The 21656-nt window shown below is 36.3% G+C and carries 21 protein-coding genes; 14 read left to right on the top strand and 7 right to left on the bottom strand.

The window, feature by feature from the left end; translation table 11 throughout:
• Positions 1 to 18: 18 nt before the first annotated feature.
• Positions 19 to 1206, bottom strand: a complete 1188-nt coding sequence (locus V4762_RS06000; protein WP_347314878.1) for an MFS transporter — start codon at positions 1204 to 1206, stop codon at positions 19 to 21.
• 307 nt (positions 1207 to 1513) lie between these two features.
• Between V4762_RS06000 and pheA the strand changes: the two genes are divergently transcribed.
• The 14 genes from pheA (at position 1514) to V4762_RS05935 (ending at position 14994) form a co-directional block, all read left to right on the top strand.
• The gene (gene pheA, locus V4762_RS05995) at positions 1514 to 2362 is read left to right on the top strand and encodes a prephenate dehydratase (protein ID WP_347314877.1); all 849 of its coding nucleotides are present in this window, start codon (positions 1514 to 1516) and stop codon (positions 2360 to 2362) included.
• On the top strand, positions 2355 to 3638 hold the full coding sequence (serS, locus tag V4762_RS05990) for a serine--tRNA ligase (RefSeq protein WP_347314876.1): 1284 nt from the start codon (positions 2355 to 2357) through the stop codon (positions 3636 to 3638). The genes pheA and serS overlap by 8 nt, the downstream gene beginning before the upstream one ends.
• Complete coding sequence (locus V4762_RS05985; RefSeq protein ID WP_347314875.1) at positions 3629 to 4390, top strand: LamB/YcsF family protein; 762 nt, start codon at positions 3629 to 3631, stop codon at positions 4388 to 4390. Before serS ends, V4762_RS05985 begins: the two co-directional genes overlap by 10 nt.
• The gene (gene pxpB / locus V4762_RS05980) at positions 4381 to 5040 is read left to right on the top strand and encodes a 5-oxoprolinase subunit PxpB (protein ID WP_347314874.1); all 660 of its coding nucleotides are present in this window, start codon (positions 4381 to 4383) and stop codon (positions 5038 to 5040) included. Before V4762_RS05985 ends, pxpB begins: the two co-directional genes overlap by 10 nt.
• Positions 5030 to 6085 (top strand): 5-oxoprolinase subunit C family protein, encoded by a 1056-nt coding sequence (locus V4762_RS05975; protein ID WP_347314873.1) that lies wholly within the window; start codon positions 5030 to 5032, stop codon positions 6083 to 6085. Before pxpB ends, V4762_RS05975 begins: the two co-directional genes overlap by 11 nt.
• Before the next feature lie 46 nt (positions 6086 to 6131).
• Complete coding sequence (gene rnc / locus V4762_RS05970; RefSeq protein ID WP_347314872.1) at positions 6132 to 6812, top strand: ribonuclease III; 681 nt, start codon at positions 6132 to 6134, stop codon at positions 6810 to 6812.
• Positions 6809 to 7519, top strand: a complete 711-nt coding sequence (gene lptB, locus V4762_RS05965; RefSeq protein WP_347314871.1) for an LPS export ABC transporter ATP-binding protein — start codon at positions 6809 to 6811, stop codon at positions 7517 to 7519. Before rnc ends, lptB begins: the two co-directional genes overlap by 4 nt.
• Positions 7497 to 8555, top strand: a complete 1059-nt coding sequence (locus tag V4762_RS05960) for a M24 family metallopeptidase (RefSeq protein WP_347314870.1) — start codon at positions 7497 to 7499, stop codon at positions 8553 to 8555. The genes lptB and V4762_RS05960 overlap by 23 nt, the downstream gene beginning before the upstream one ends.
• A gap of 317 nt (positions 8556 to 8872) precedes the next feature.
• The gene (gene acs / locus V4762_RS05955) at positions 8873 to 10915 is read left to right on the top strand and encodes an acetate--CoA ligase (RefSeq protein ID WP_347314869.1); all 2043 of its coding nucleotides are present in this window, start codon (positions 8873 to 8875) and stop codon (positions 10913 to 10915) included.
• Positions 10916 to 10951: 36 nt separating this feature from the next.
• Entirely contained in the window at positions 10952 to 11506 is a 555-nt protein-coding gene (locus tag V4762_RS05950) for an acetate uptake transporter (RefSeq protein WP_347314868.1), read from the top strand.
• 270 nt (positions 11507 to 11776) lie between these two features.
• Complete coding sequence (locus V4762_RS05945) at positions 11777 to 12115, top strand: carboxymuconolactone decarboxylase family protein (RefSeq protein ID WP_347314867.1); 339 nt, start codon at positions 11777 to 11779, stop codon at positions 12113 to 12115.
• A 133-nt stretch (positions 12116 to 12248) separates the two neighbouring features.
• Positions 12249 to 12518: a DUF485 domain-containing protein gene (locus V4762_RS10050; RefSeq protein WP_458646944.1), complete on the top strand. Its 270-nt coding sequence runs from the start codon at positions 12249 to 12251 to the stop codon at positions 12516 to 12518.
• A gap of 29 nt (positions 12519 to 12547) precedes the next feature.
• Entirely contained in the window at positions 12548 to 13843 is a 1296-nt protein-coding gene (locus tag V4762_RS05940) for a solute symporter family protein (RefSeq protein WP_347314866.1), read from the top strand.
• A 131-nt stretch (positions 13844 to 13974) separates the two neighbouring features.
• Positions 13975 to 14994, top strand: a complete 1020-nt coding sequence (locus V4762_RS05935) for an alpha-hydroxy-acid oxidizing protein (protein ID WP_347314865.1) — start codon at positions 13975 to 13977, stop codon at positions 14992 to 14994.
• 101 nt (positions 14995 to 15095) lie between these two features.
• Here the strand turns inward: V4762_RS05935 and V4762_RS05930 are convergent, their stop codons facing one another.
• From V4762_RS05930 to whiA, 6 genes are all read right to left on the bottom strand, one after another.
• On the bottom strand, positions 15096 to 16016 hold the full coding sequence (locus V4762_RS05930) for a flippase-like domain-containing protein (protein ID WP_347314864.1): 921 nt from the start codon (positions 16014 to 16016) through the stop codon (positions 15096 to 15098).
• 75 nt (positions 16017 to 16091) lie between these two features.
• Entirely contained in the window at positions 16092 to 17597 is a 1506-nt protein-coding gene (gene gpmI / locus V4762_RS05925; protein ID WP_347314863.1) for a 2,3-bisphosphoglycerate-independent phosphoglycerate mutase, read from the bottom strand.
• Between the two features lie 40 nt (positions 17598 to 17637).
• Entirely contained in the window at positions 17638 to 18336 is a 699-nt protein-coding gene (gene tpiA, locus V4762_RS05920) for a triose-phosphate isomerase (RefSeq protein WP_347314862.1), read from the bottom strand.
• Position 18337: 1 nt separating this feature from the next.
• Positions 18338 to 19528, bottom strand: a complete 1191-nt coding sequence (locus tag V4762_RS05915) for a phosphoglycerate kinase (RefSeq protein ID WP_347314861.1) — start codon at positions 19526 to 19528, stop codon at positions 18338 to 18340.
• Between the two features lie 81 nt (positions 19529 to 19609).
• Complete coding sequence (gene gap, locus V4762_RS05910; RefSeq protein ID WP_347314860.1) at positions 19610 to 20617, bottom strand: type I glyceraldehyde-3-phosphate dehydrogenase; 1008 nt, start codon at positions 20615 to 20617, stop codon at positions 19610 to 19612.
• A gap of 23 nt (positions 20618 to 20640) precedes the next feature.
• Positions 20641 to 21516, bottom strand: coding sequence for a DNA-binding protein WhiA (whiA, locus tag V4762_RS05905; RefSeq protein ID WP_347314859.1), 876 nt, complete (start codon positions 21514 to 21516; stop codon positions 20641 to 20643).
• Positions 21517 to 21656: the final 140 nt, after the last annotated feature.

The raw sequence follows: 21656 nt of genomic DNA, 5'->3' as shown, positions 1-21656 counted from the left end.
TGGTGTTGAGAGCCCTGCCTACATCTTCATAACAAAGATATTAGCTAAAAAGAGAACTGATCCACAGATTATTAGTGTAGGTTCTATTCCGATTAGGTTTGAGAGAAAACCAATTAAAAGTGCCCCAAAGGGAGAAAGCCCGATAAAAGAAAGCGCATAAATGCTCATCATCTTTCCACGTATATTGTTTGGCGTTTTTACTTGAATCAATGTATTTGTAGTAACAGCTAAAGATATCAATCCAAATCCTGACAAAAAAAGAAATATCATACAAACGATAAAGTTTTGAAATATCGCTATGCCTATCAGGCTGACCGATAGAAGTATTGAAGATCGCTTTATTATATTTACCAGGTTAGAGGACTCTTTTCTTGTTCCAAGGAAGAATGCTGCTATAAGAGAGCCTATGCCAGAAGAAGCCATTAGCAAGCCATAACCCTTAACGTCGGTGTGTAATATTAATTTCGCAATAGCAGGCAGCAGCACCATATAGGATATTCCAAGAAATCCTCCCATAGAGAGCATGATGATCGCTATGAGTATTTCTTTGCTACTAATTGTAAAATCATACGCTTCTTTGAATCTTGCTCTCTTCTTAGTAGATAAATCTAAAGTCTTTTCTGTTTTTATAAAAAAGAGCGATGCAAGTACTGCCAGAAAAGATATAGCATTTATCAAAAAGCAAATTGCCTCTCCAAAAAACGCAACCAAAAAGCCTGCTACCGTTGGTCCTATTACCCTTGCAGCGTTAAATATTCCAGAGTTTAGCGCTATGGCTTGAGGGAGATCTCTTTTGTCGTTTACAAGGTCTATAACAAAAGCCTGTCTGGTGGGCATGTCAAAGGCTGCTATGAAGCCTGATACGCTTGTAAGTGCAATAAAAATCCAAAAGTTAGCATTTTCAATGGTAGCCGCAAACATAAAGAGGGCTACAAATGTAAAGGCTGTTTGGGTTATGTATAATATTCTCTTTTTTGGGAAATTATCGGCAATATCTCCACCAAAAAGTGTAAATATTGCCATTGGGATCTGGGCAGAGAAGGTCAAGAGACCAAGGGCTGATGTTGATGAAGTTATTTTATAAACCAACCAGGATAGGGCAGCGCTTTGAACCCAACTGCCGATTAAAGATATTCCTTGTCCCCAAAAATATAAGCTAAAATTAAGCTGTTTTAGGGGATTTGGTATTAGATTCGAAAAATTCATCTCTTTCATGAAAATTTAAACAGAAAATTTATTTAAAAAAGTTTTAAAATTAAGACGTTTTTTAAAAGATATTGCAAAAATGATAATCAATTTTTTATCAACTCCAGAAATTATTTTACTAAGTATATTTTAGCAACTTTTTATTAAAAAAACTTGTATTATAATTTTAGCAACTTAATTTATTGGTTTAGGCTTATAAAAAAATATATTTTTTATAGTTTAATGTATTATTGTGCTAAAATAAATCAGTGTAAAAAATCAATCAAGGGGAGATATTTTTGCTAATCTTTTCGGGATGTAACGGACAATGAAAGTAGGATATTTAGGTCCAAAAGGTTCTTATTCAGGCGAGGCTTTGTTTAAGCTTAACCTGTCAATTGATTTTGAGGCTGTCGAGATGTCTGATTTTGCTTCTATATTCGATTCGCTCCAAAAGAAGAAGCTCGACTGTGCAATTGTCCCTGTGGAAAACTCTATCGAGGGTCCTGTTGGAATAGTTCTTGAGCTTATGCTAAAGCATGACTTTGTTGTTCAAGAAGAAACGGTGCTGCAAATTCAAAATTCACTTATGGCCCTTCCTGAAGTTAGGCTTAATTCTATTGAAAGGGTTCTTTCTCACCCACAACCCCTTTTGCAGTGCAAGAATATGATAGCAAGGCTGTTGCCATACGCAAAATTAATTAGCTGTCCATCAACGGCTCAGGCAGCAAAAATGGCATCGCTTGATCCCAAATCTGCTGCAATAGGTTCACCAAAAAACGCAGATCTATACAAACTTGAGATTATCTTAAACAGTGTCTCAGACGAAGAATATAACTTTACAAGATTTTTTTTGTTGGGTAGCACTAACCCTTCAAAAACTGGGCATGATAAAACCAGTATCGCCTGCTCTACTTACAGGGATAGGCCTGGAGCACTATTTTCAATACTTTCTGAATTTGCATTTAGGAAGATAAATCTTACGAAAATCGAATCAAGGCCTAGTAAAAGGGTTCTTGGAGACTACATATTTTTTATTGATATGATAGGTCACAGGGAAGACGCACACATAAAAGAAGCCCTTGCAGCGCTCGTTGACAAGACCTCTTTTATAAAGATTTTTGGTAGCTATCCTGCGTTCAATGAAAAAATTACTCAAGGAGATAAGAATGCTTGATATTAAATGTTTGAGAGAAGATTTTGAAATTTTAGAAGATTCTTTGAAGAACAGGGGAACAAAATTAAATTTTAGTTTACAGGATCTTAAAGATCTCGATCAAAAACTAAAAAATCTGAGAACTGAGATATCCAATCTTAGAGAAAACCAGAATAAATTGTCTAAGGAAATTTCTGTTTTAAAAAAGGACAAAAAAGATGCGACTGAGCTTGTCGAAAAATCGAGAAATATTGGCGATGAAATTTCAAGATTGGCAGAAAACGAGAGAGGTTTGGACTCTCAATTCAAAACCTTGTGGTATCAATTGCCGAACATTTTATTGCCTGATGTTCCATTTGGCACTGACGAATCTCAAAACGTTGCGGTTAACTATTGTGGAGAACCTAAGGATTTTGGTTTTGAGGTAATGCCTCATTGGGATCTTGGTAAGAAAATTGGCCTACTTGACATTGAGAGAGCTGGTAAGGTTACGGGATCCAGATTTTCTTTCCATATTGGCTTTGGTGCAAGGCTGGTAAGAGCTTTATTGAACTTTATGATGGATATGCACAGAACTGATGGGTTTGTTGAGCTATGGCCCCCTTATTTGGTTAACGAGGCCTCAATGTATGGGACAGGGCAACTACCGAAGTTTAGAGACGAGTTGTTTAAGTGTGCAGATGATCCATATTTTCTTATACCCACCGCAGAGGTTCCAGTAACTAACTTTTTTAGAGACGAAGTGTTGATGGATACTTCTTTGCCTGTAAGATTTTGCGCATATTCGGCATGTTTTAGGAGGGAAGCTGGTTCTTATGGCAAAGACGTTAGGGGGATAATAAGACAACACCAGTTCGACAAGGTGGAAATGGTTGTTTTTTGTAGGCCAGAAGAGTCTTTAAATGAACTTCAGTTTATAACTGAGCAGGCGCAAAAGGTTTTGAAAAAGTTAAAGCTGCCATATAGAGTGATTGAGCTTTGCAGTGGCGATTTAGGATTTAGTTCTGCAAAGACGTATGATATAGAGGTGTACATGGCGTCTTCGAAAAATTATAGAGAAATATCTTCTTGCAGCAACTTTACTGATTTTCAAGCGAGAAGGGCTAATATACGCTACAAACCAAAAGATAGCAAAAGCAGATACGTTCATACCTTAAACGGTTCTGGTCTTGCAATTGGCAGGACTTTAGCGGCAATTTACGAATATTATCAGGATGAAGAAGGCTACCTGAATGTCCCGGATGTTCTTATCCCATACGTTGGGACTGAAAGGATTGGACTGACGACATGTTTTTAGACTTGAACAGCGATGTTGGCGAGAGTTTTGGGGTATACAAGTATGGTAGCTCTGATGTTATAAATTTCGTCAGCTCTGTTAATATTGCATGTGGCATGCACGCGGGAGATCCAATGGTGATGCTAAGGACTGTTGAGATGGCAAAAGAGAACAATGTAGCAATAGGAGCACATCCTGGCTATCCTGATTTAATTGGTTTTGGAAGAAGAGATTTTCACATGTCAAAGGATGAGTTATACGCCTATACTCTATATCAGATTGGATCTCTTTACTCTTTTTTGCGTTCAAAGAATCTGGATATGCAGCACGTAAAACCACATGGCTCTCTTTATAACAAGATAGCCAAAGATAAGGATGAGGCTTATGCATTCCTCTCTGCAGTGAGAGACTTCTCAAAAGACTTGTTTGTCTTTCTGCCTCCTGGCTCAAAGTCTGAGGAGGTTGCATTAGAAATTGGTTTAAAGGTTGTAAGAGAGGGATTTTTAGATAGGGCATACAATTCTGATGGAAGCCTTGTATCAAGAAGCATTCCAGGTTCAGTCTTAAAAGATGAAGATTTTATAGTAAAAAGAGCTGTAAAAATGATCTTGAATAAATCTCTGGAAACATTTGATAACAAATTGATAAATGTTGATTTTCAGACATTCTGTGTTCATTCAGATACCCCTGGCGCTCAAAATTTTGTAAAAAGATTGTTAAAAGAATTTTCAGATAACAATATTTCTATCAAGAGCGTAAGAGATTGGGCATAAGCTCAAGATTTTCTTTTGTTTCTGAGGGCTCTTTGCTTATTGAGATTGGAAATATTTTAGATTATGAGGTATCTGATAGGGTACAATCTCTTTCTTTAGCATTAAAAAAGCTCGATATTTTAGACATTACTGTTTCCTATGGTAGCTTATTGATCGATTTTGATCCTCTTAAATATAACTTAGACGAATTTTTATTAGATGTGAAAAATATTTTTGATGTTGTAATGTCAACCTTCTCAAAAAGAGAAGAGGACACAATTATTCGAGATGTATTTGTGAAGTTTGGCGGACAATATGGGCCAGATCTTAAATATGTAGCAGGGTTTCACAATATATCAGAAGAAGAGGTAATAAGAGAATTTACATCAAAGATCTATAAAGTTTTTATGTTAGGGTTTACTCCTGGCTTTGCCTATATGGGAATATTGTCTGATCGCATTGCTACGCCCAGGCTGTCAACTCCAAGATTGTCCGTAGAAGCAGGTTCTGTGGGTATTGCTGGCAATCAAACAGGAATATATCCCACCAGATCGCCTGGTGGTTGGCAGATCATCGGTAGAACAGAGCAGGCAATGTTTTCTCCTGAGAACGAAGATCCATTTTTCCTAAAGCCATCAGATTATGCGAGGTTTATTAGAGTTGACAGCTAATATAGAAGTTTTGAACGCTGGCTTTCATTCAATCATACAAGGGAATCAGAGAATAGGTTTCAAATCATTTGGCGTGCCAGAGAGTGGTCCTGTAGATCCATTCACCTCGACTCTTGCAAATTTATTGTTGGAGAACAAACCCTTTGATCCACTGTTGGAGATTACCCAGGGCTCTCTTGAATTTATGTCTCATGGAGATACTTATATTGCTATATCGGGAGCCGATTTAAATGCCGTTCTTTGTAGAGGAGAGGATTTTAAAAAAATATCAGTCGGAACCTCGATTGAACTTCGAGATGGGGATAGAGTTAAGTTCAATGGTTCCAACAATGGTTTTAGATGTTGGTGTGCATTCAGTGGTGGGATCAAAGTTCCTTCAGTGCTTTCAAGCACATCTACTCTTGAGACTTCAAATTTAGGAGGGATATTTGGCAGACGTTTATTAAAGGGAGACGTATTCGAGATTATAAATAATACTCAGCCAGGAAATAAAATTTTATTGCCATTGTTGAATCTTGATAATGATAGAGCAGTTTGTCTGAGGGTCACAAGGGGATCGCAGTATGATGAATTTTCAAAGGATGACATAGAAGTCTTTTTTCAAAATTCATACAGGGTTCTTTCTAATAGCAATAGAATAGGAATCAGGCTCTCTTGCTCTGAAAAAGAAACAAGACCTATTAAAGGGTTTAACATACTCTCAGATCCAAGTCCTCTTGGCGCAGTTCAGATTACGACTGATGGCAGCCCTATAATTCTTTTACAAGATCGAGGAACAGTAGGGGGTTATCCAAAGATTGCAACTGTAATTAAAGCCGATCTTATAAAGGTTGCCCAGTTAAAACCAAATCAATTAATAACCTTTAAATTGATAAGCGTAGAAGATGCAATCAAAGAATATTATAATATATTAAGCTTACTGGCAAAGTCGATAATTGAAATAAACACGGGCTTTATAAAGGACTATATCGAACTGTCGAAAAAGTATAATCTTGCCCATTTCAGTCTTTGTACAGAAAATTTTAATTTTTTAATTAAGCGTTAGTTTTAATTTGTATGTTATAAAATTTAATAAAAGCTGAGGATGAGAAATGAAGACAAAGGTTACTCTTGCAAGGTTAGAAGAAGATTTGGGATATGTTTTTGTAGATAAAAAGTGGCTTATCACATCTCTTACACACTCTTCTTATTCATATAATCATCCGGAGGCAAATGATTTTGAAAGGCTTGAATTTTTGGGAGATGCTGTTTTAAAACTTGTGGTAAGCCATGAGCTTTTCGTTTTGTATCCCAATATGAATGAGGGCGATATGTCAAAACTAAGAGCTTATTTGATTTCTGATAGGCATTTGACGAAGATTGCCAGAAAGATAAGCCTTCAAGATTATCTTTTAATAGGCTCAAGTGAACACGCAATTAAAGATTCCATTTTGTCAGCTTCTTTTGAGGCTATATTGGGAGCAGTTTTTATGGATGGAGAACTTAAGGACTGTTATAAAATAATTAATAAACTGATGATTATAAAAACGGAAGAATATGAAGAGGACTCAAAAACTGTATTACAAGAACTTACCCAAAGCCTATTTGGGGTTTTGCCTGAGTACAAGGTTTTAGGAGTTAGAGGCCCTTCACATTCTCCTATTTTTGAGATCCAATTATCGATAAATAATAAATTTTTCTATACTGCTACAGGAAATTCAAAAAAACAAGCTCAGTCAGAGGCTGCCAAAGAGGCATTAAAAGAATTAAGATCTATTAGGAGGGACACTTGATTAAGGCAGAAAATCTTGTAAAAAAATATAATAAGCTGCTTGCCGTTAATGATATTAGCTTAAAGATAGAAAAGGGCGAAGTTGTTGGGCTCCTTGGTCCCAATGGTGCAGGCAAGACCACAACTTTTTACATGATAGTGGGCTTGACCAAACCTACTTCTGGTTCAATTTATAAAGACGATATAAATATTACAAGATTTCCTATTCACAAAAGAGCAAGTTTGGGGATTGGTTATCTTGCACAAGAGCCCTCAGTTTTTAGGAAGCTTAACGTATACGAAAACCTGGCTTTAATATTAAGCGTATCTGGTAAAAAGGTTGATAAAAATAAGATAAGGAAAATGCTAGATGAGTTTGGCATATCTAATATTGCAAGAAAGCGATGTGAGCTATTGTCTGGTGGAGAGGCAAGAAAGGTCGAGATTGCGAGAAGTGTTATCTTGGATCCTGATTTTTTGCTCCTTGATGAACCGTTTTCTGGTATAGACCCCAAATCTGTTTCAGAGATGATAGAGATGATTTTTAATTTAAAGAAGATAGGCATCGGAGTTCTCCTGACAGACCACAATGTTCGCGATTCGCTAAAGATTATAGATAGAGCATATATTATTTCTAAAGGAAGCATATTGTTTTCGGGAAGCCCCAGAGAGATGACCGAACATATGGACGTAAGAAAGGAATTTCTTGGCAACGACTTCTCATTATAAGGATAGACAGGTAAGGCTATCTGATGAGATAAAAAAAAGAGAGGCAGACGCCTTTCTTAGCAGTTCAGGGATAGATATGATATACCTTGCTGGTTTTTCAGGAGAGGGGCTCGTCTTTTATTTGCCAGACGAGAAGCCTTATATCATTACCGATGGAAGATATGTTGAAGAGGCTATGAGATTAAAAGACATAAAATTAGTTCAGATTAAGCCAGGCGATGGTTATATCAAGACTTTTTGTATGCTGATTGATAGACCGATATCTATTCTTTGCGGCAAGGATTTTTCATTTAGGGATGCTGAATATATCAGGAGACATTCACCTTTTAGGCTTATCGATGGAAATGACTTGATGTCTCAAGTAATAAGAAGGACTAAATCTAAAGAAGAGATATCTATTTTAAAAAAAGCAGGAGAGCTCTCCTGTGAAGTATTTTATAAAGTTAAAGATTTGCTTAAGATTGGCGTTACAGAAAAGGAAATAGCAGCATTTATTAATTTAGAGGCTTCTAAAGTAGGCGATGGAGTGTCGTTTGACTCTATAGTAGCATTTGGTGCCAATTCGTCCTTGCCTCACTATAAGCCGCAAGACGTCAAACTAAAAGAAAAAGATATAGTACTAATTGATATGGGGATAAGGTTTATGGGATATTGTGGCGACATAACAAGAACCTTTATCTTCAACGGAGAAGACAATTTATTTTCTGAAAGATATCAGCTCCTTTCTGATGCGAGAGAAAAAGCTATAAGATCTATATCAGAAGGAGTTGAGCTATCCTTGCCTGAGAAAATTGTTAGGGAACATCTTGGAGAAGAAGAAAAATATTTTATTCATAGCCTTGGACATGGGTTGGGTCTTGAGATTCATGAAAAGCCTATCTTAACTTCTGTTGGCGAAGCGAACCGTTCAAAGCATTTTTCTGAGGGGGATGTTTTTACTGTTGAACCTGGACTGTATTATCCTGGTTGGGGCGGTATAAGAATTGAGGATGATTTTGTCATCGAAGAGGGCATCATAAAAAAGATTACCTACTAAATTCTTAAAAGTAAAGCCTGACTTTTCAATTGAAATCCTAATTGTTTAGTTTTATTTCTGCTTGTTTAAAATTTCTGCACAAGATTATATTTTATCCAAATGACAGGCTTTAAAATCCTGCCAATAATTGTCTAACAATTTAAAAACTCATATAAACAATTTATAAATAATATTGTAAAATTAATTGTCTGATAATATTGACAATTCTGATAATTCATTTTAAAATTGTTTTGTAATTTCAGATGTAAGGAGGGAATAGATAAGATCTAGTTTTCAAAGATATTTGTTTTTAAATTTGGCTAAGAAGGAGGAAGAGTGTGAAAGAGACAACCCAAATCAATGGGACAGGAGTTTCGGAGGCCGAGATAGGGGCTTATTGGCTTGAAGAAGACTATATTTATCCTACTGAGGAATTTGTAAGAAAGGCTTATATTCAAAACCAGCCATTTATAAATAAATTTAAAGAAGAAAATTTTCCTGAATGTTTTCACGAATATGCGAATTTGCTTAGCTGGGATAGATATTGGACTACTACTCTTGATAGTTCAAACCCTCCTTTTTGGAAGTGGTTTGTCGGAGGCAGATTAAATGCTTGCTACAATTGCGTCGACAGACATCTTGAAAATTACAAAAACAAGGCTGCTATAATCTGGGTTTCAGAATCGGTAGATGAGCCCGATAGGGTCCTAACTTATCAAGAATTGTATGTGAAAGTTAACGAATTTGCGTCCTTGCTTCTTGAGATGGGATTGAAAGCTGGAGATACCGTAACTTTTCATTTACCAATGGTGCCCGAATTGCCTATTTCAATCCTGGCTTGTGCAAGGCTGGGCATAATTCATTCTGAGGTTTTTGGAGGATTTAGCGGTCAGGCATGCGGTGAGAGGATCGCCGATTCTAAGAGCAAAATTCTTGTAACTATAGATGGATATTATAGAAATGGCAAGTTTATAGATCATAAAATAAATGCTGATATTGCAGTTGCTACTGCGGATAAACTTGGTCAAAAGGTTGACAAAGTTCTTATTTGGACGAGACACCCTGGAACTTACTCTTCCAAAACGCCCTTGATAGAGGGAAGGGATTTGGTTTTAGATGATCTGATGAAACAACACAGGGGCAAGAGGGTTGACTATCTACCAATGCCTTCAGAAGCAGTATTATTTTTGATGTATACCAGCGGTTCTACTGGAAAGCCTAAAGGATGCGCACATAGTACAGGTGGATACTTGTCCTATGTGGCTGGGACGAGCAAGTTTATCCATGACATTCATCCTGAAGATGTTTACTGGTGTATGGCTGATATTGGCTGGATAACGGGGCATAGCTATATTGTTTATGGGCCTCTGGCTAACGCTGCGACCTCTGTAATGTATGAAGGAGTGCCTCTTTATCCGAATATAAATAGAATCTGGCGTATAGCTGAAAGATTGGGCGTAACTATATTACACACGGCTCCTACAGCAATTCGAATGTTAATGAGAGCAGGTTCAAATCCTACACAATATAGTTGTAAATTTAGATTGTTGGTTACCGTTGGAGAGCCTATAGAGCCTGAGGTGTGGAGATGGTATTACAAGGTAGTAGGAAAAAAGAATGCCGTTGTTCTGGATACCTGGTGGCAAACAGAAACTGGAGGTTGGCTGTGCACTACTATCCCTAGTATCATGCCAATGAAGCCTGGAAGTGCAGGCCCTGGGGCTTTAGGTATATATCCCGTTATATATGATGAGCTTGGCAACGAACTACCTGTTGGTTCGGGCAAGGCTGGCAATTTATGTATAAGAAACCCCTGGCCTGGGAGAATGCTCACAATTTGGGGAGATCACGAAAGGCTTGTGAAACAGTATTATGAAAAATACTGTAAAGATAAAGAAAGCAAAGATTGGCGCGATTGGCCATACTTTTCAGGGGATGCTGCAATGATGGCAAAAGATGGCTATGTCAGGGTTTTGGGCAGAGTTGATGACGTTATAAACGTTGCAGGCCATAGATTGGGGACAAAAGAAATTGAATCAGCAGCACTAACTTGTGAAGAGGTTGCAGAAGCAGCAGTGGTGCCAAAAAGTGATGAATTGAGAGGTCACGTGCCCGATCTATACGTCTCTTTAAAATCTGGTTTTGAACAAAGCAAACACCTGGAAGACAAGATAAAACAATCTATTTCTTTAATAATTGGACCTATTGCTAGACCAGCAAATATTTACATTGTTTCTGATATGCCAAAGACAAGGTCTGGAAAGATCATGAGAAGAATACTTGCAGCAATTTCAAACAATCGTGAAGACTATGGTGATATTACAACCCTTGTTAATCCAACTATTGTAGAAGAGGTTCGCAATACTGTAAGAGGGGAATAAAAAACTGATAAAAAACTTATTTAAAAGGAGGCTACAATGTCTAATTCAGAATTAAAAATGGCAAATCCTGGGGCTGTAGGTCTGGCTGGTTTTGCTTTAACTACTTTTGTTCTAAACGTTGCAAATGCGGGGCTCGTACCTGCAGCGCTTCTTGCTGCCCTGCCGCTTGGTCTGTTTTATGGTGGGCTCGCACAGTTTGTGGCGGGCATGTTAGAGTTCAAAACGGGCAATACATTTGGCATGGTTGCTTTTACTGGATATGGATCTTTTTGGATGGCCCTGGCGGCCCTTGTCTATTCGCCTGCATGGGGTTGGATGCCAAAAGAGGCCTTAGGTGCTGCTCTTGGGGTGACATTAATCGCATGGACAATCTTTACTGTTATTATGACATATCTATCTTTTATGACCAAGAATAGGACTGTACAAACAATCTTCGTCCTCCTTTCTCTGTTATTCATATTGTTGGTTATCGCGCACTATACTGAAAGCACTGCAATTAGGGTGTTTGCAGGATATGAAGGGATTGTTACTGCAATTTCAGCCTGGTATGGTATGTTTGAGATAATTAAAGGTCAATTTAGCGATAAATAAATAAATGACTTGCGAATAGAGAGATGCTCTGTTAATGGGCATCTCTCTTATTTTTGACTCCTAAATAATAATCTAAAAAGAATTTTTCTTATTACTGAAACAATTTGCATAGTTGAACAAAATTATTTTATGTTATATAATTTATTTATTATATTTTTAAAGGTTGATTTTATAATGAAGAGGTCGCTGATAAATGGAATATAGAAAAAGTATATCGAATTATAAAAATAACTTTTAGAAAATTCAAAAGATTTTATAAGGAGGCAAATTGTGGACAATCCAAATGAACAATTAGATTTAATAAATAAAAATTTAGCTCGCTTTTCAAAAGAATGGGGAAAGCAATCATCTGCCTTTTTTAATTTATCAAAATCTATAAAGGCAGAGGGTGCGCTGTCTACAAAAACCAAGGAGCTTATTGCTGTGAGCCTTTCGGTTGCTCTAAGATGTGAATGGTGTATCAATTCTCATGTGAATTCTGCCCTGGACAATGGGGCAACCAAAGAGGAGGTTATGGAGGCTGCATGGGTAGCTGTTTTGATGGGTGGAGGCCCAGCACTAATGTATATGCAATACGTTCAAAATGCCTTAGACAATTTATCCAAATAAACTCATAAATTTTATTTAAACATTTTGCAAAGTAATTTACTCTTTCTAAGTTTTTCGTGTAAAATCTAATTACAGGGTGAATTCATTTTGTAACTTGAAACTGTGAGGAGTACAAATATCTTGAGAAATATAAATGAATGAAGATTTAAAAAAACTTAATAGTCTTCATAAAAAAATATCTTTTTTATTTTCTATTATTGTTTTTTTTATCTATTTTAGTTTTATTTATCTGGTTGCATTTGATATAGGTTTCCTCTCAAATAATTCTCTGTTTAACTTAAATAACGGTCTATTTTGTAGTTTTATCGTTATAATTTTGTGTCTATCTATCACAGGGATCTATGTTTGGTGGAACAACAGCTTTTACGAAAAAGAGCTAAGTAAGATTAAAAAGATCGAATAATGTCGATTGATTAATTTATAATATCTTGTATGCAAAATAAGTTTAATGCTTTTCAAAATGCCTTAGCACTTTTTGGTGATTATATCGGTGCGGCATCTTTTCTTGGGATTGTTGGTCTGACGGCTACTAAGGGTTTTGATGGTCTTTTTTATGCTGTTGGCTGGATAGTTGGTTGGCCCATAATGCTTTTTTTGGTTGCAGAACCAATGTCAAGAAGGGGGGTATCAACATATATAGACTTGATTGCTCTCAGATTTAGTGGTAAAGACATCAAAGTTGTTCTTAGCTTAACAGGGTTATTGTGTATACTTATTTTCCTGGTTGCAGAGTTAATTGGTGCTGCTTTGTTGCTCTCTTTAGTTACCGGAATCGGTTATAACTTGTCTATCTTTATAGTTACGTTGATTTCTGTTTTCTTTGTCTTATTGGGTGGAATGTTTGCAACTACATGGTTTCAAATTTATAAGACTGTGATATTATTCTCTCTTGCTTTGATAATATTATTTCTAATTTTTTATAAAATGAACTCGAACAACGTTTTTTTGACAAATGGTGTGTCAACTAATCTATTTTTGCCTCAAACTATCTTTCGCTCTCCTTTCGATTACTTTTCCTTATCTTTCGCTCTTCTTTTTGGAACAGCAGGGCTTCCCAATATTTTAATAAGATTTTTTACCGTGCCAGATAGGAGATCGGCAAGGGTATCAGTTTTTTTTGCTACCGTGCTAATTAGTATATTCTATCTAATTGTTTTCTTCTTTGGTGTTGAATCCAGATTTATTCTTGACAAGAAGGCGCTAAGCGATGGCGCTAATATGGTCTTACTTCATCTTACAAGGTACCTGGGGCAAGATTTATTATTTTATGTAACTGCAATAATAACTTTTATTACGATCTTTGCTGTTGTGAGCGGGCTTTTTGTAGCAGGGGCTACGACTCTAAAAGAAGACGTTATTAACAGCAAAAAATCTTATATTTGGGCTTTTTCTGTTATTACAATTGGAATTCTTGCTTTTTTGTTGGCTATGGCATTCAAGGGACAAAACGTTGCTTTTATGGTTGGACTGTCTTATTCGCTTGCTGCAAGCGCTAACTTTCCTGCACTTTTCTGTTCAATATATTTGAATAATATTTCTAAGGTTGCAGTTATATTTGGAAGTTTAATAGGCGCAGCTTTGTCTATAATTTTCACAATACTTGGTCCAACTGTATGGGTGGATGTTTTTCATTATAGTACGCCAATCTATCCATTTGTTGATTCAACTCTGATCTCAATGACGGCATCCTTTATGGTTATAATAATTATTTCAAAACTTCAAAAATAGTCATAATACTTAAATTGTATTAAAATTAAATTGTCAGAAAAATACCAATATTCATCGTTATGATATTTTTTAGGTAAACAATATATAATTTAATATTATGAAATTATTATGCCTTTATAGGAGGGTAAAAAATGGATCTCAAGACAATTAGAGATGAAGCGCGAAAGAAATTTAACAATTTTTGTAGAGTTTGCCCTGTTTGCGATGGGAGGGCTTGTGCAGGAGAAGTTCCTGGTATGGGAGGGACAGGGACGGGTGAATCTTTTAAACAAAACGTCAGAGCCCTATCCGATATGAGGCTCAATCTCAGAGTGGTGCACGATGTGTTAGATCCTGATACCTCGACAAAACTTTTTGGGATAGACCTTTTGACTCCAATAATGGGTGCCCCTATAACAAATGCGACGCTTAATTGTGGCGGTGGAATTACTGAATTTGAGTTAGTTTCTTCACTTGTAAAGGGCTGTCACGATGCGGGGAGCTTGGGGTGGATAGGAGATCCTGCAGTTCCAAGTATGTTTGCTGATGGTTTGGAATCTATTAAGCTGGCTGGAAGAGGAGTCGCTATTATTAAGCCAAGGGTAGATCAAAAAGAAATTACAAAAAGGTTTGAAGATGCTATTCAGGCAGGCGCAATAGCTGTGGGCATTGATATCGATGGAGCAGGGCTTGTTACCATGAAGCTTAAGGGACAGGCTGTGGGACCGAAAAGCGTAAATAAAATTAGAGAATTAATTAATTCTGTAAATGTACCCTTTATAGTAAAGGGAATTATGACTCCAGATGAGGCTGTTGCTTGTTTTGATGCTGGAGCTAGCGCAATTGTAGTTTCCAATCATGGCGGGAGAGTTCTTGACTTTACTCCTGGCGTAGCTGAAGTGCTTCCTGGAATAATAAAAGCGGTTGGAAAAGATGCCATAGTTCTTGCCGATGGAGGTATTAGGTCTGGTACTGATGCTTTAAAGTTAATGGCACTTGGCGCAAAGGGAGTGCTTATAGGAAGACCTTTGATAACTGGAGCATTTGGAGCAATGTCTGACGGGGTAAAGTTTATGATTGAAAAATACACTCAAGAATTGTATGTTGCAATGATTCTTACAGGATGCAAAAATATATTGGACATAGACTCAAGGATAGTCTTTGAGAAATAATATAATTTAGGGGGGAATTCCCCCCTAAATATCTTCAAGGCCTAAAACCATTATATAAATTTAAATAGTATTATTTTTATTCTATCTTTTGGAAGTTATTGTTACTTTTTATTAGAAAAATTTGAAGTTATTTTTGCTTTTATTGTTGCAAAGATGTCATACAAGGTCACGAGAAGAAAAGTCGATAGGCTAACCAATATTATTGTTATTTGATATATAAAAAATATTCCTGTTGCGTCATCAAAATCAATTCCATATTGTTTTGATGCGATCCATATTCCGAAACTTAAAAGACCTATGTTGATAAAGAAGGTTGAGATTAAAGACTCTATAACTAAAATTTTGCCTAACAAGTTAAAGTAAAGAAGAAGTATCCCCAATGAAACTAGCAGCAAGCATAGAATATTCGCCGTAAAAACTTTCTTAAATACGCCACTTCTTGTTAAGCTTAGAAAAGGATGAATTAATAGCCAAAATTTCGGAAATTTAATTTTAAGGTGTTCGAATCTCTTTCTTATAAATACCGATACAAAAAATAACGTTAGAAAGACAATAGTCATTGCTATCGGCAAAAGGAGAATGTTTATAGCAATCTTAACTCCCACACACAAACAAAAAAGGCCAAGAGTTAAAACAGTAAAAAAATCTAAAAGCTGTTCGGTAGCTATGCTAACCAAAACTGACGGGAAAGGCAAGTTAGATATTCTGGATATGTAGAGACATCTAAGCAGATCTCCTGATCTTAGTGGCAAAAAAGAATTAATTGCAAATCCTAATCCTTCGCCAGCGATTAGATGTCTAAAGTGCAATTCATTTGATATGTTGGCCAATAAGGTTTTCCATATGAAAGCTCTAAGATTTAATACAATAAAAAATAGAAGAAAAAAAATTGCTATAAATTCCCTATTAAAGCTTAAAATTATATCTAAGACTTTTTTTAAGTTAATGTTAATTACTAATAAATAAATTAGTAATATAGATATTATTATGCTTAAAAGGCTTTTAAAAACTTTCGAGTTCATTTTAGACTTTTTTTAAGACATAGTTATCTGTTTTTTTGCTGTTTTCTATCAATATCAATTTTGTTCTCAAATTTTCTAAATTAAAATAGATTTTCCTGTCATCTCTTCTGGCTTGGGTATTTTCATAAGGTCAAGTATGGTTGGTGCTACGTCTGCTAAGATACCATCATCTCTTAAAGACTTTTTATTCCCAACTATTATAAATGGAACCGGATTGGCCGTATGGGATGTCATAGGCTCTCCAGTGTCTTTATCAAGCATTTCTTCACAATTTCCATGATCTGCTGTTATCAAAATGGGAAATTTGTTTTCAAATAAGTCAAATATTTTTCCTAAACAAATATCTACTGTATTTAGAGCTTTTTTAACTGCCTCAAAATTGCCGGTGTGTCCAACCATATCGGGATTTGCAAAGTTTATTACTGTAAAACTATAATTTTTATCGAACAAAGATTTTAAGAGATTCTCTGTAAGCTCAAAAGCGCTCATTTCAGGCTTTAAATCATATGTGGCTACTTTTGGAGAATGAACTAATATTCTGTCTTCTCCCTCAAATGGTTCTTCTCTTCCTCCGTTGAAGAAGAAGGTTACATGTGCATATTTTTCTGTTTCAGCTGTATGAAGTTGAGACAGACCTTGATTTGAAATCACCTCTGCTAAGACGTTTTTTGGTACCGTATTTTTAAACGCCACTTTTAAAGGAAATTCCTTATCGTATTCTGTAAAAGTTAGAGAAGAGAGCTTTAGCTTTATGGTTTCAAACTCTTTGAATTCTGGGTCTAAAATGGCTCTGGTAATCTGCCTCATCCTGTCTGCCCTAAAGTTGAAAAATATAATCGAATCTTTCTCTTTTATCCTTGTGTCTTTTGAATCTATCCCTACCGAGAATGGAGTAAAGAATTCATCTGTCTCGCCCTTGCCAGACAAATAAACTATTCCCTCTTCGTATGTTGCAAAATTTGTTTTATCTCTTCCCGTGAAGACATCGTATGCCTTTTTTACCCTATCCCATCTATTGTCCCTATCCATTGCATAATATCTGCCCGAAACAGAAACTATCTCCCCTACGCCAACTTGCTCTATGTGATTTTCTACATCCTTTAGAAAGTTAATTGCTGTTCCTGGCTGTGTATCTCTGCCATCAGTTATTGCATGAATATAAACCCTTCTTAGCCCCTCATTTTTTGCCATTGTAATCAGGGCTTTTAGATGTTCAATGTGGCTGTGTACCCCACCGTCAGAAAGAAGACCAATTAGATGAAGAACACCATTCCTTGCCACGTTCATAACATCTTTAATTTCTCTGTTGTTGAAAAACTCTCCTTCTTTGATATCTTTGTTTATTCTTGTGAGCTCCTGATATATAATTCTGCCTGAACCAAGATTTAGGTGTCCTACTTCAGAATTTCCCATCTGCCCATCTGGAAGGCCAACCTTTTCGCCTGATGCTGTGAGGAGGGTATTGGGGTATGTGCTCATAATTCTTCTAAAATTTGGCATATGGGATGCTGCAACTGCATTGCCATAAGTTTCTTCTCTAAATCCAAACCCATCCAAAATTATGAGCAAAGTTTTATTCACTTTTTCCTCCTATATCAGAAGCTTCTAAGCATCTGTTTTTTTAGCCCAACTCTTTAATAATTTTTGAAAATTCTTTTACATCAAGACTTGCAGAACCAACGAGCACGCCTTTGAACCCTGAGTCCATAAAGGATTTCGCGTTTTTGTGATTTACCGAACCTCCATAAAGGCACTCTGGGAGTTCTCCCAATTTTGATTCCAATACCTTAATAAGACTGAAGGATTCTTCAGCATCGGCGGTTTTGCCCGTTCCAATTGCCCACACTGGCTCATAGGCTAAAATTATATTGCCAAAAAATTTTTTTACCAAATTTAACTGGTCAAAAGTAACGTCAACCGATTTGCCAGAATTTCTTTCTTCCTCTGTTTCTCCAAAGCAATATATTACTTTTAACCTGCTGGAGGCAGCTTCAACTTTTTTTAACAACAAATCATCCGATTCTTTGAAGTAATGTCTTCTCTCAGAGTGACCTATTATCGCATATTTCACCCCGATATCTACGAGTATTTTTACAGATATTTCTCCTGTGAATGCCCCCTTTTCTTCAAAGAATAGGTTTTGCGCTCCGATGTCAATTAGAGACCCAAAAGATGATTGTACAGATCTTTCAAGAGAAACAAAGGTTGGGCAAATTATAGTTTTTACATTATTCTGCAGGCATTGTCTTATTTCACATATATATTCATTTACTTCATTCGAGGTTTTGTTCATCTTAAAGTTTGCGACAGCGTAGTTCATTTTAGCTCCTTTCAGGAAGAGCAGAAATGCCTGGCAGATCATCGCCTTCAAGGAATTTTAACGCAGCGCCTCCTCCAGTTGACACGTGAGTAAAATGTTGATCAAGGTTCATCATCCTTACTGCCTCGGCCGTGTCGCCTCCGCCTGAAACGGTAATTGCAGATGAAAGAGCAATATACAAGCCCACTATTCTAGTGCCGTATGAAAAATCTGGTATCTCAAATATCCCAAGAGGTCCATTCCAGAATATGGTTTTTGCTTTTGAGATTTGAGCTTTAAACATTTCTATAGTTTTTGGCCCTATATCAACTCCATACCAATCTGGGGGTATCTCGTCTACATTTACCACTTTTGATTCGGATGCAGATTTTAATTCTTTCGCTACCATTACATCTACTGGTAATAATATTTTTTTACCATTGTTGCCAAGTATATCTTTTGCCACATTGTCCATATTGTCTTCTACATAAGATTTTCCTATTTCATATCCCTTTGCTTTGAGGAATGCGAAGCTCATTCCTCCGCCTACACATATGCTGTCTACCTTATCTATTAGGTTGCCTATGACCTTTATCTTATCAGAGACCTTTTTGCCTCCTGCGACTACTACCAGTGGCTGTTCTGGATTGTGTAAAAGTTTATTTAAGGTGTTTATCTCTTTTGCTAATAGAAATCCTGCCATAGATGGTATTATTTTTGGTACTGAGGCGATCGATGCATGCTCTCTATGACATGCGCCAAATGCTTCTGCTACATATATATCTCCAAGTGAAGCTAAGAACCTTGCATATTCTGGATCGTTTTTTGTTTCTCCTGGGCAGAATCTTAGATTTTCAAGTAGCAAAACTTCACCATTTTTTAATTCTTTTGACATCTTTACGACATCTTCACCTTGACAGTCAGGAGCCAGATGAATTCTAAAGCTTGATAATTCTTCAAATCTCTTTTTCACGCCCCTTAGAGAAAATTCTTTTTCTCTATTTTTCGGACGCCCAAAATGGGAAGCAAGTATTACTTTTGCCCTGGCATTTACTAAATACCCAATGGTAGGCAATACCGCCCTTATTCTCATATCACCTGTAAGATTTCCTTCTGAGTCTGCAGGATCATTTAGATCTGCTCTTACGAAAACTCTTTTTCCCTCCAGTTGATAGACAGGAAAATCAATAAGCAATTTCTTGTTAAATTCCATACACTCCTCCTAAATGTGGATGATCGCGAATCTTTATAAGTTAAATTAATTCTTGATTAAGTCAAAATAGTTTTTATAATTTTATTTAAAGGCAGGTATAAGTTTTTTGGCCAGATCTACGACTCTTGAAGCATACCCGTGTTCGTTGTCATACCATGCGAATATTTTGTATATGTCTCCTGTTTTATTTAACATTAGCCCATCAATAATTGATGAATAAAAAGTTCCAATGTAGTCTGATGACACCAATGGGACTTCTGTATATTTTAAGATTCCCTTAAGGGGTCCACCTGACTGAGCTTCTTTATAGGCTGACTTTATATCATCGATTGAAGGCTGTTTTTCCAGGATTACGCTAAGATCTACCATAGAGCCTGTCTGGACTGGAACCCTAAGCGCTACGCCGTCCATCTTGCCATTTAGCTCTGGTATAACCTTCCCAATTGATTTTGCTGCTCCAGTGGATGTGGGGACAATATTTATCGCAGCAGAACGTGCTCTTCTAAAATCTTTTTTGTGTGTGCCATCTAAGAGCCTTTGATCCATAGTATAGGCGTGAACAGTAGTCATAAATCCTGATACAATTCCAAATCTATCAAATAAAACTTTTACAGCGGGTGCAAGACAGTTAGTTGTGCACGACGCAGCAGAAATTATATTGTGCTTCTGTAAATCCAGTATTTGATCGTTTACTCCCATAACTATAAAGGCGTCTACGTCTTTGCCTGGAGCAGTAATCAGCACTTTTTTAGCGCCTGCTGTTATGTGATTTTCTGCCAACTCTCTTTTTGTGAGTTCTCCTGTTGATTCTATTACCAAATCAATTGCTAAGTCTTTCCAAGGAAGTTTCGTTGTGTCCTTTCTTTCTTCAAGGATTCTTATCTTTTTGCCTTCGACTATCAAGTTGTCATCATCAAAGCTTACTTCTTTGTCCCAGGTCCTATAAGTAGAGTCGTATTGAAGAAGATGAGCTAATTGCGGAATCTTTCTTGAGCTATTAATTGCAACTATTTCAACGTCTGGTAGTGAGAATGCAAGCCTAACAAACAAACGTCCAATTCTTCCAAAACCATTAATTGCAACTCTCATGTTTTTCCTCCTAAAAAATTAGTTTAAATTGCTAACTTTCTTATCTGTCTAAAAATTGAAGAAACTTGATTTTTTGACATCCCAAGGCATTCACCGATCTCTCTCATAGAAAGCATAGGCTGGCTCTTTTTCAAGATAATCATCTTTCTCCAACGAAATGGCAGTTTATAAAAATTTTCAGATGATTCCAATATATCTATTGATTCTAGTATTTCAAGAGATGCCTTTATCTGTCTTTTTATGTTGGCAGTTTCGTAATTTACTTCCCTTGTGATATCTCTGTTTGCCTCCTTTTTTATTGCCTCTGCCTCCAGGCGTGCACAAAAATTATACACTTGTATATATGCCAGAAAAGAGGCAATTTCTCTAAAACTTTTTAGGAAGAGGCTGTAGCTATTCGTTTTCCTTACCTTGAAATTAAAACCTATTTCTTCTAAGAGTGTCGATAAGAATCCAAATATTTCATTGTTTGTGATAATTTCAAGATGGTAACCGTTTTTTGTACTTAAGTACCCAGAGTTAAGAAATAATCCTCTCAAAAAACTTTGGATAGATTTCTGGGAGGGAAAAGTCTCTGGCGGGCTTGGCAGTACAAGTTTTTGCAGGCTAACTATCGTAGTTTTCTGATTTTCTTGTAATATTTTTGTATCATCGAATTCTTTATTAAGTCTTTGTTTTTGGTGCAATTGTGTTTTTATGTCTAAAAAGTGAGCTAACATAATTATTCTTTTTGCTACCTTTAAGTCTTTACATTTTATAAAAACGTTTTTTTCAATAACTTTTGAGTGGGAAACCATTATTCCCTTTAGCTCATATCTTGACAGCCTCTTGTTTTCAATTGGTATTGAAGCTATTTCACCTCTGATTATTCCACTTTCATCATTTTTCACTTTCATCATTTTGTCCACCCGTCCAAATATTCATTAGTGAAACTAAAACCTAAATTAAAAATAAAATTATACATATACTTAAACAAGTTATTAGAAATGATATATATCTTTATGATATCACAATTTTTGTATTAAATTAGCTTTGATAT

Source organism: Thermodesulfobium sp. 4217-1, assembly GCF_039822205.1.
Lineage (GTDB): Bacteria > Thermodesulfobiota > Thermodesulfobiia > Thermodesulfobiales > Thermodesulfobiaceae > Thermodesulfobium.
This window is presented reverse-complemented; position numbering and strand designations above follow the sequence as displayed.

Coding starts and splice junctions, on each gene's coding strand:
- V4762_RS05940 (WP_347314866.1), top strand. CDS start 12,548: ATGCAAAATAAGTTTAATGCTTTTCAAAATGCCTTAGCACTTTTTGGT.
- tpiA (WP_347314862.1), bottom strand. CDS start 18,336: ATGAACTACGCTGTCGCAAACTTTAAGATGAACAAAACCTCGAATGAA.
- V4762_RS06000 (WP_347314878.1), bottom strand. CDS start 1,206: ATGAATTTTTCGAATCTAATACCAAATCCCCTAAAACAGCTTAATTTT.
- V4762_RS10050 (WP_458646944.1), top strand. CDS start 12,249: ATGAATGAAGATTTAAAAAAACTTAATAGTCTTCATAAAAAAATATCT.
- V4762_RS05915 (WP_347314861.1), bottom strand. CDS start 19,528: ATGGAATTTAACAAGAAATTGCTTATTGATTTTCCTGTCTATCAACTG.
- V4762_RS05930 (WP_347314864.1), bottom strand. CDS start 16,016: ATGAACTCGAAAGTTTTTAAAAGCCTTTTAAGCATAATAATATCTATA.
- pheA (WP_347314877.1), top strand. CDS start 1,514: ATGAAAGTAGGATATTTAGGTCCAAAAGGTTCTTATTCAGGCGAGGCT.
- serS (WP_347314876.1), top strand. CDS start 2,355: ATGCTTGATATTAAATGTTTGAGAGAAGATTTTGAAATTTTAGAAGAT.
- whiA (WP_347314859.1), bottom strand. CDS start 21,516: ATGATGAAAGTGAAAAATGATGAAAGTGGAATAATCAGAGGTGAAATA.
- rnc (WP_347314872.1), top strand. CDS start 6,132: ATGAAGACAAAGGTTACTCTTGCAAGGTTAGAAGAAGATTTGGGATAT.
- gap (WP_347314860.1), bottom strand. CDS start 20,617: ATGAGAGTTGCAATTAATGGTTTTGGAAGAATTGGACGTTTGTTTGTT.
- V4762_RS05950 (WP_347314868.1), top strand. CDS start 10,952: ATGTCTAATTCAGAATTAAAAATGGCAAATCCTGGGGCTGTAGGTCTG.
- V4762_RS05935 (WP_347314865.1), top strand. CDS start 13,975: ATGGATCTCAAGACAATTAGAGATGAAGCGCGAAAGAAATTTAACAAT.
- V4762_RS05985 (WP_347314875.1), top strand. CDS start 3,629: ATGTTTTTAGACTTGAACAGCGATGTTGGCGAGAGTTTTGGGGTATAC.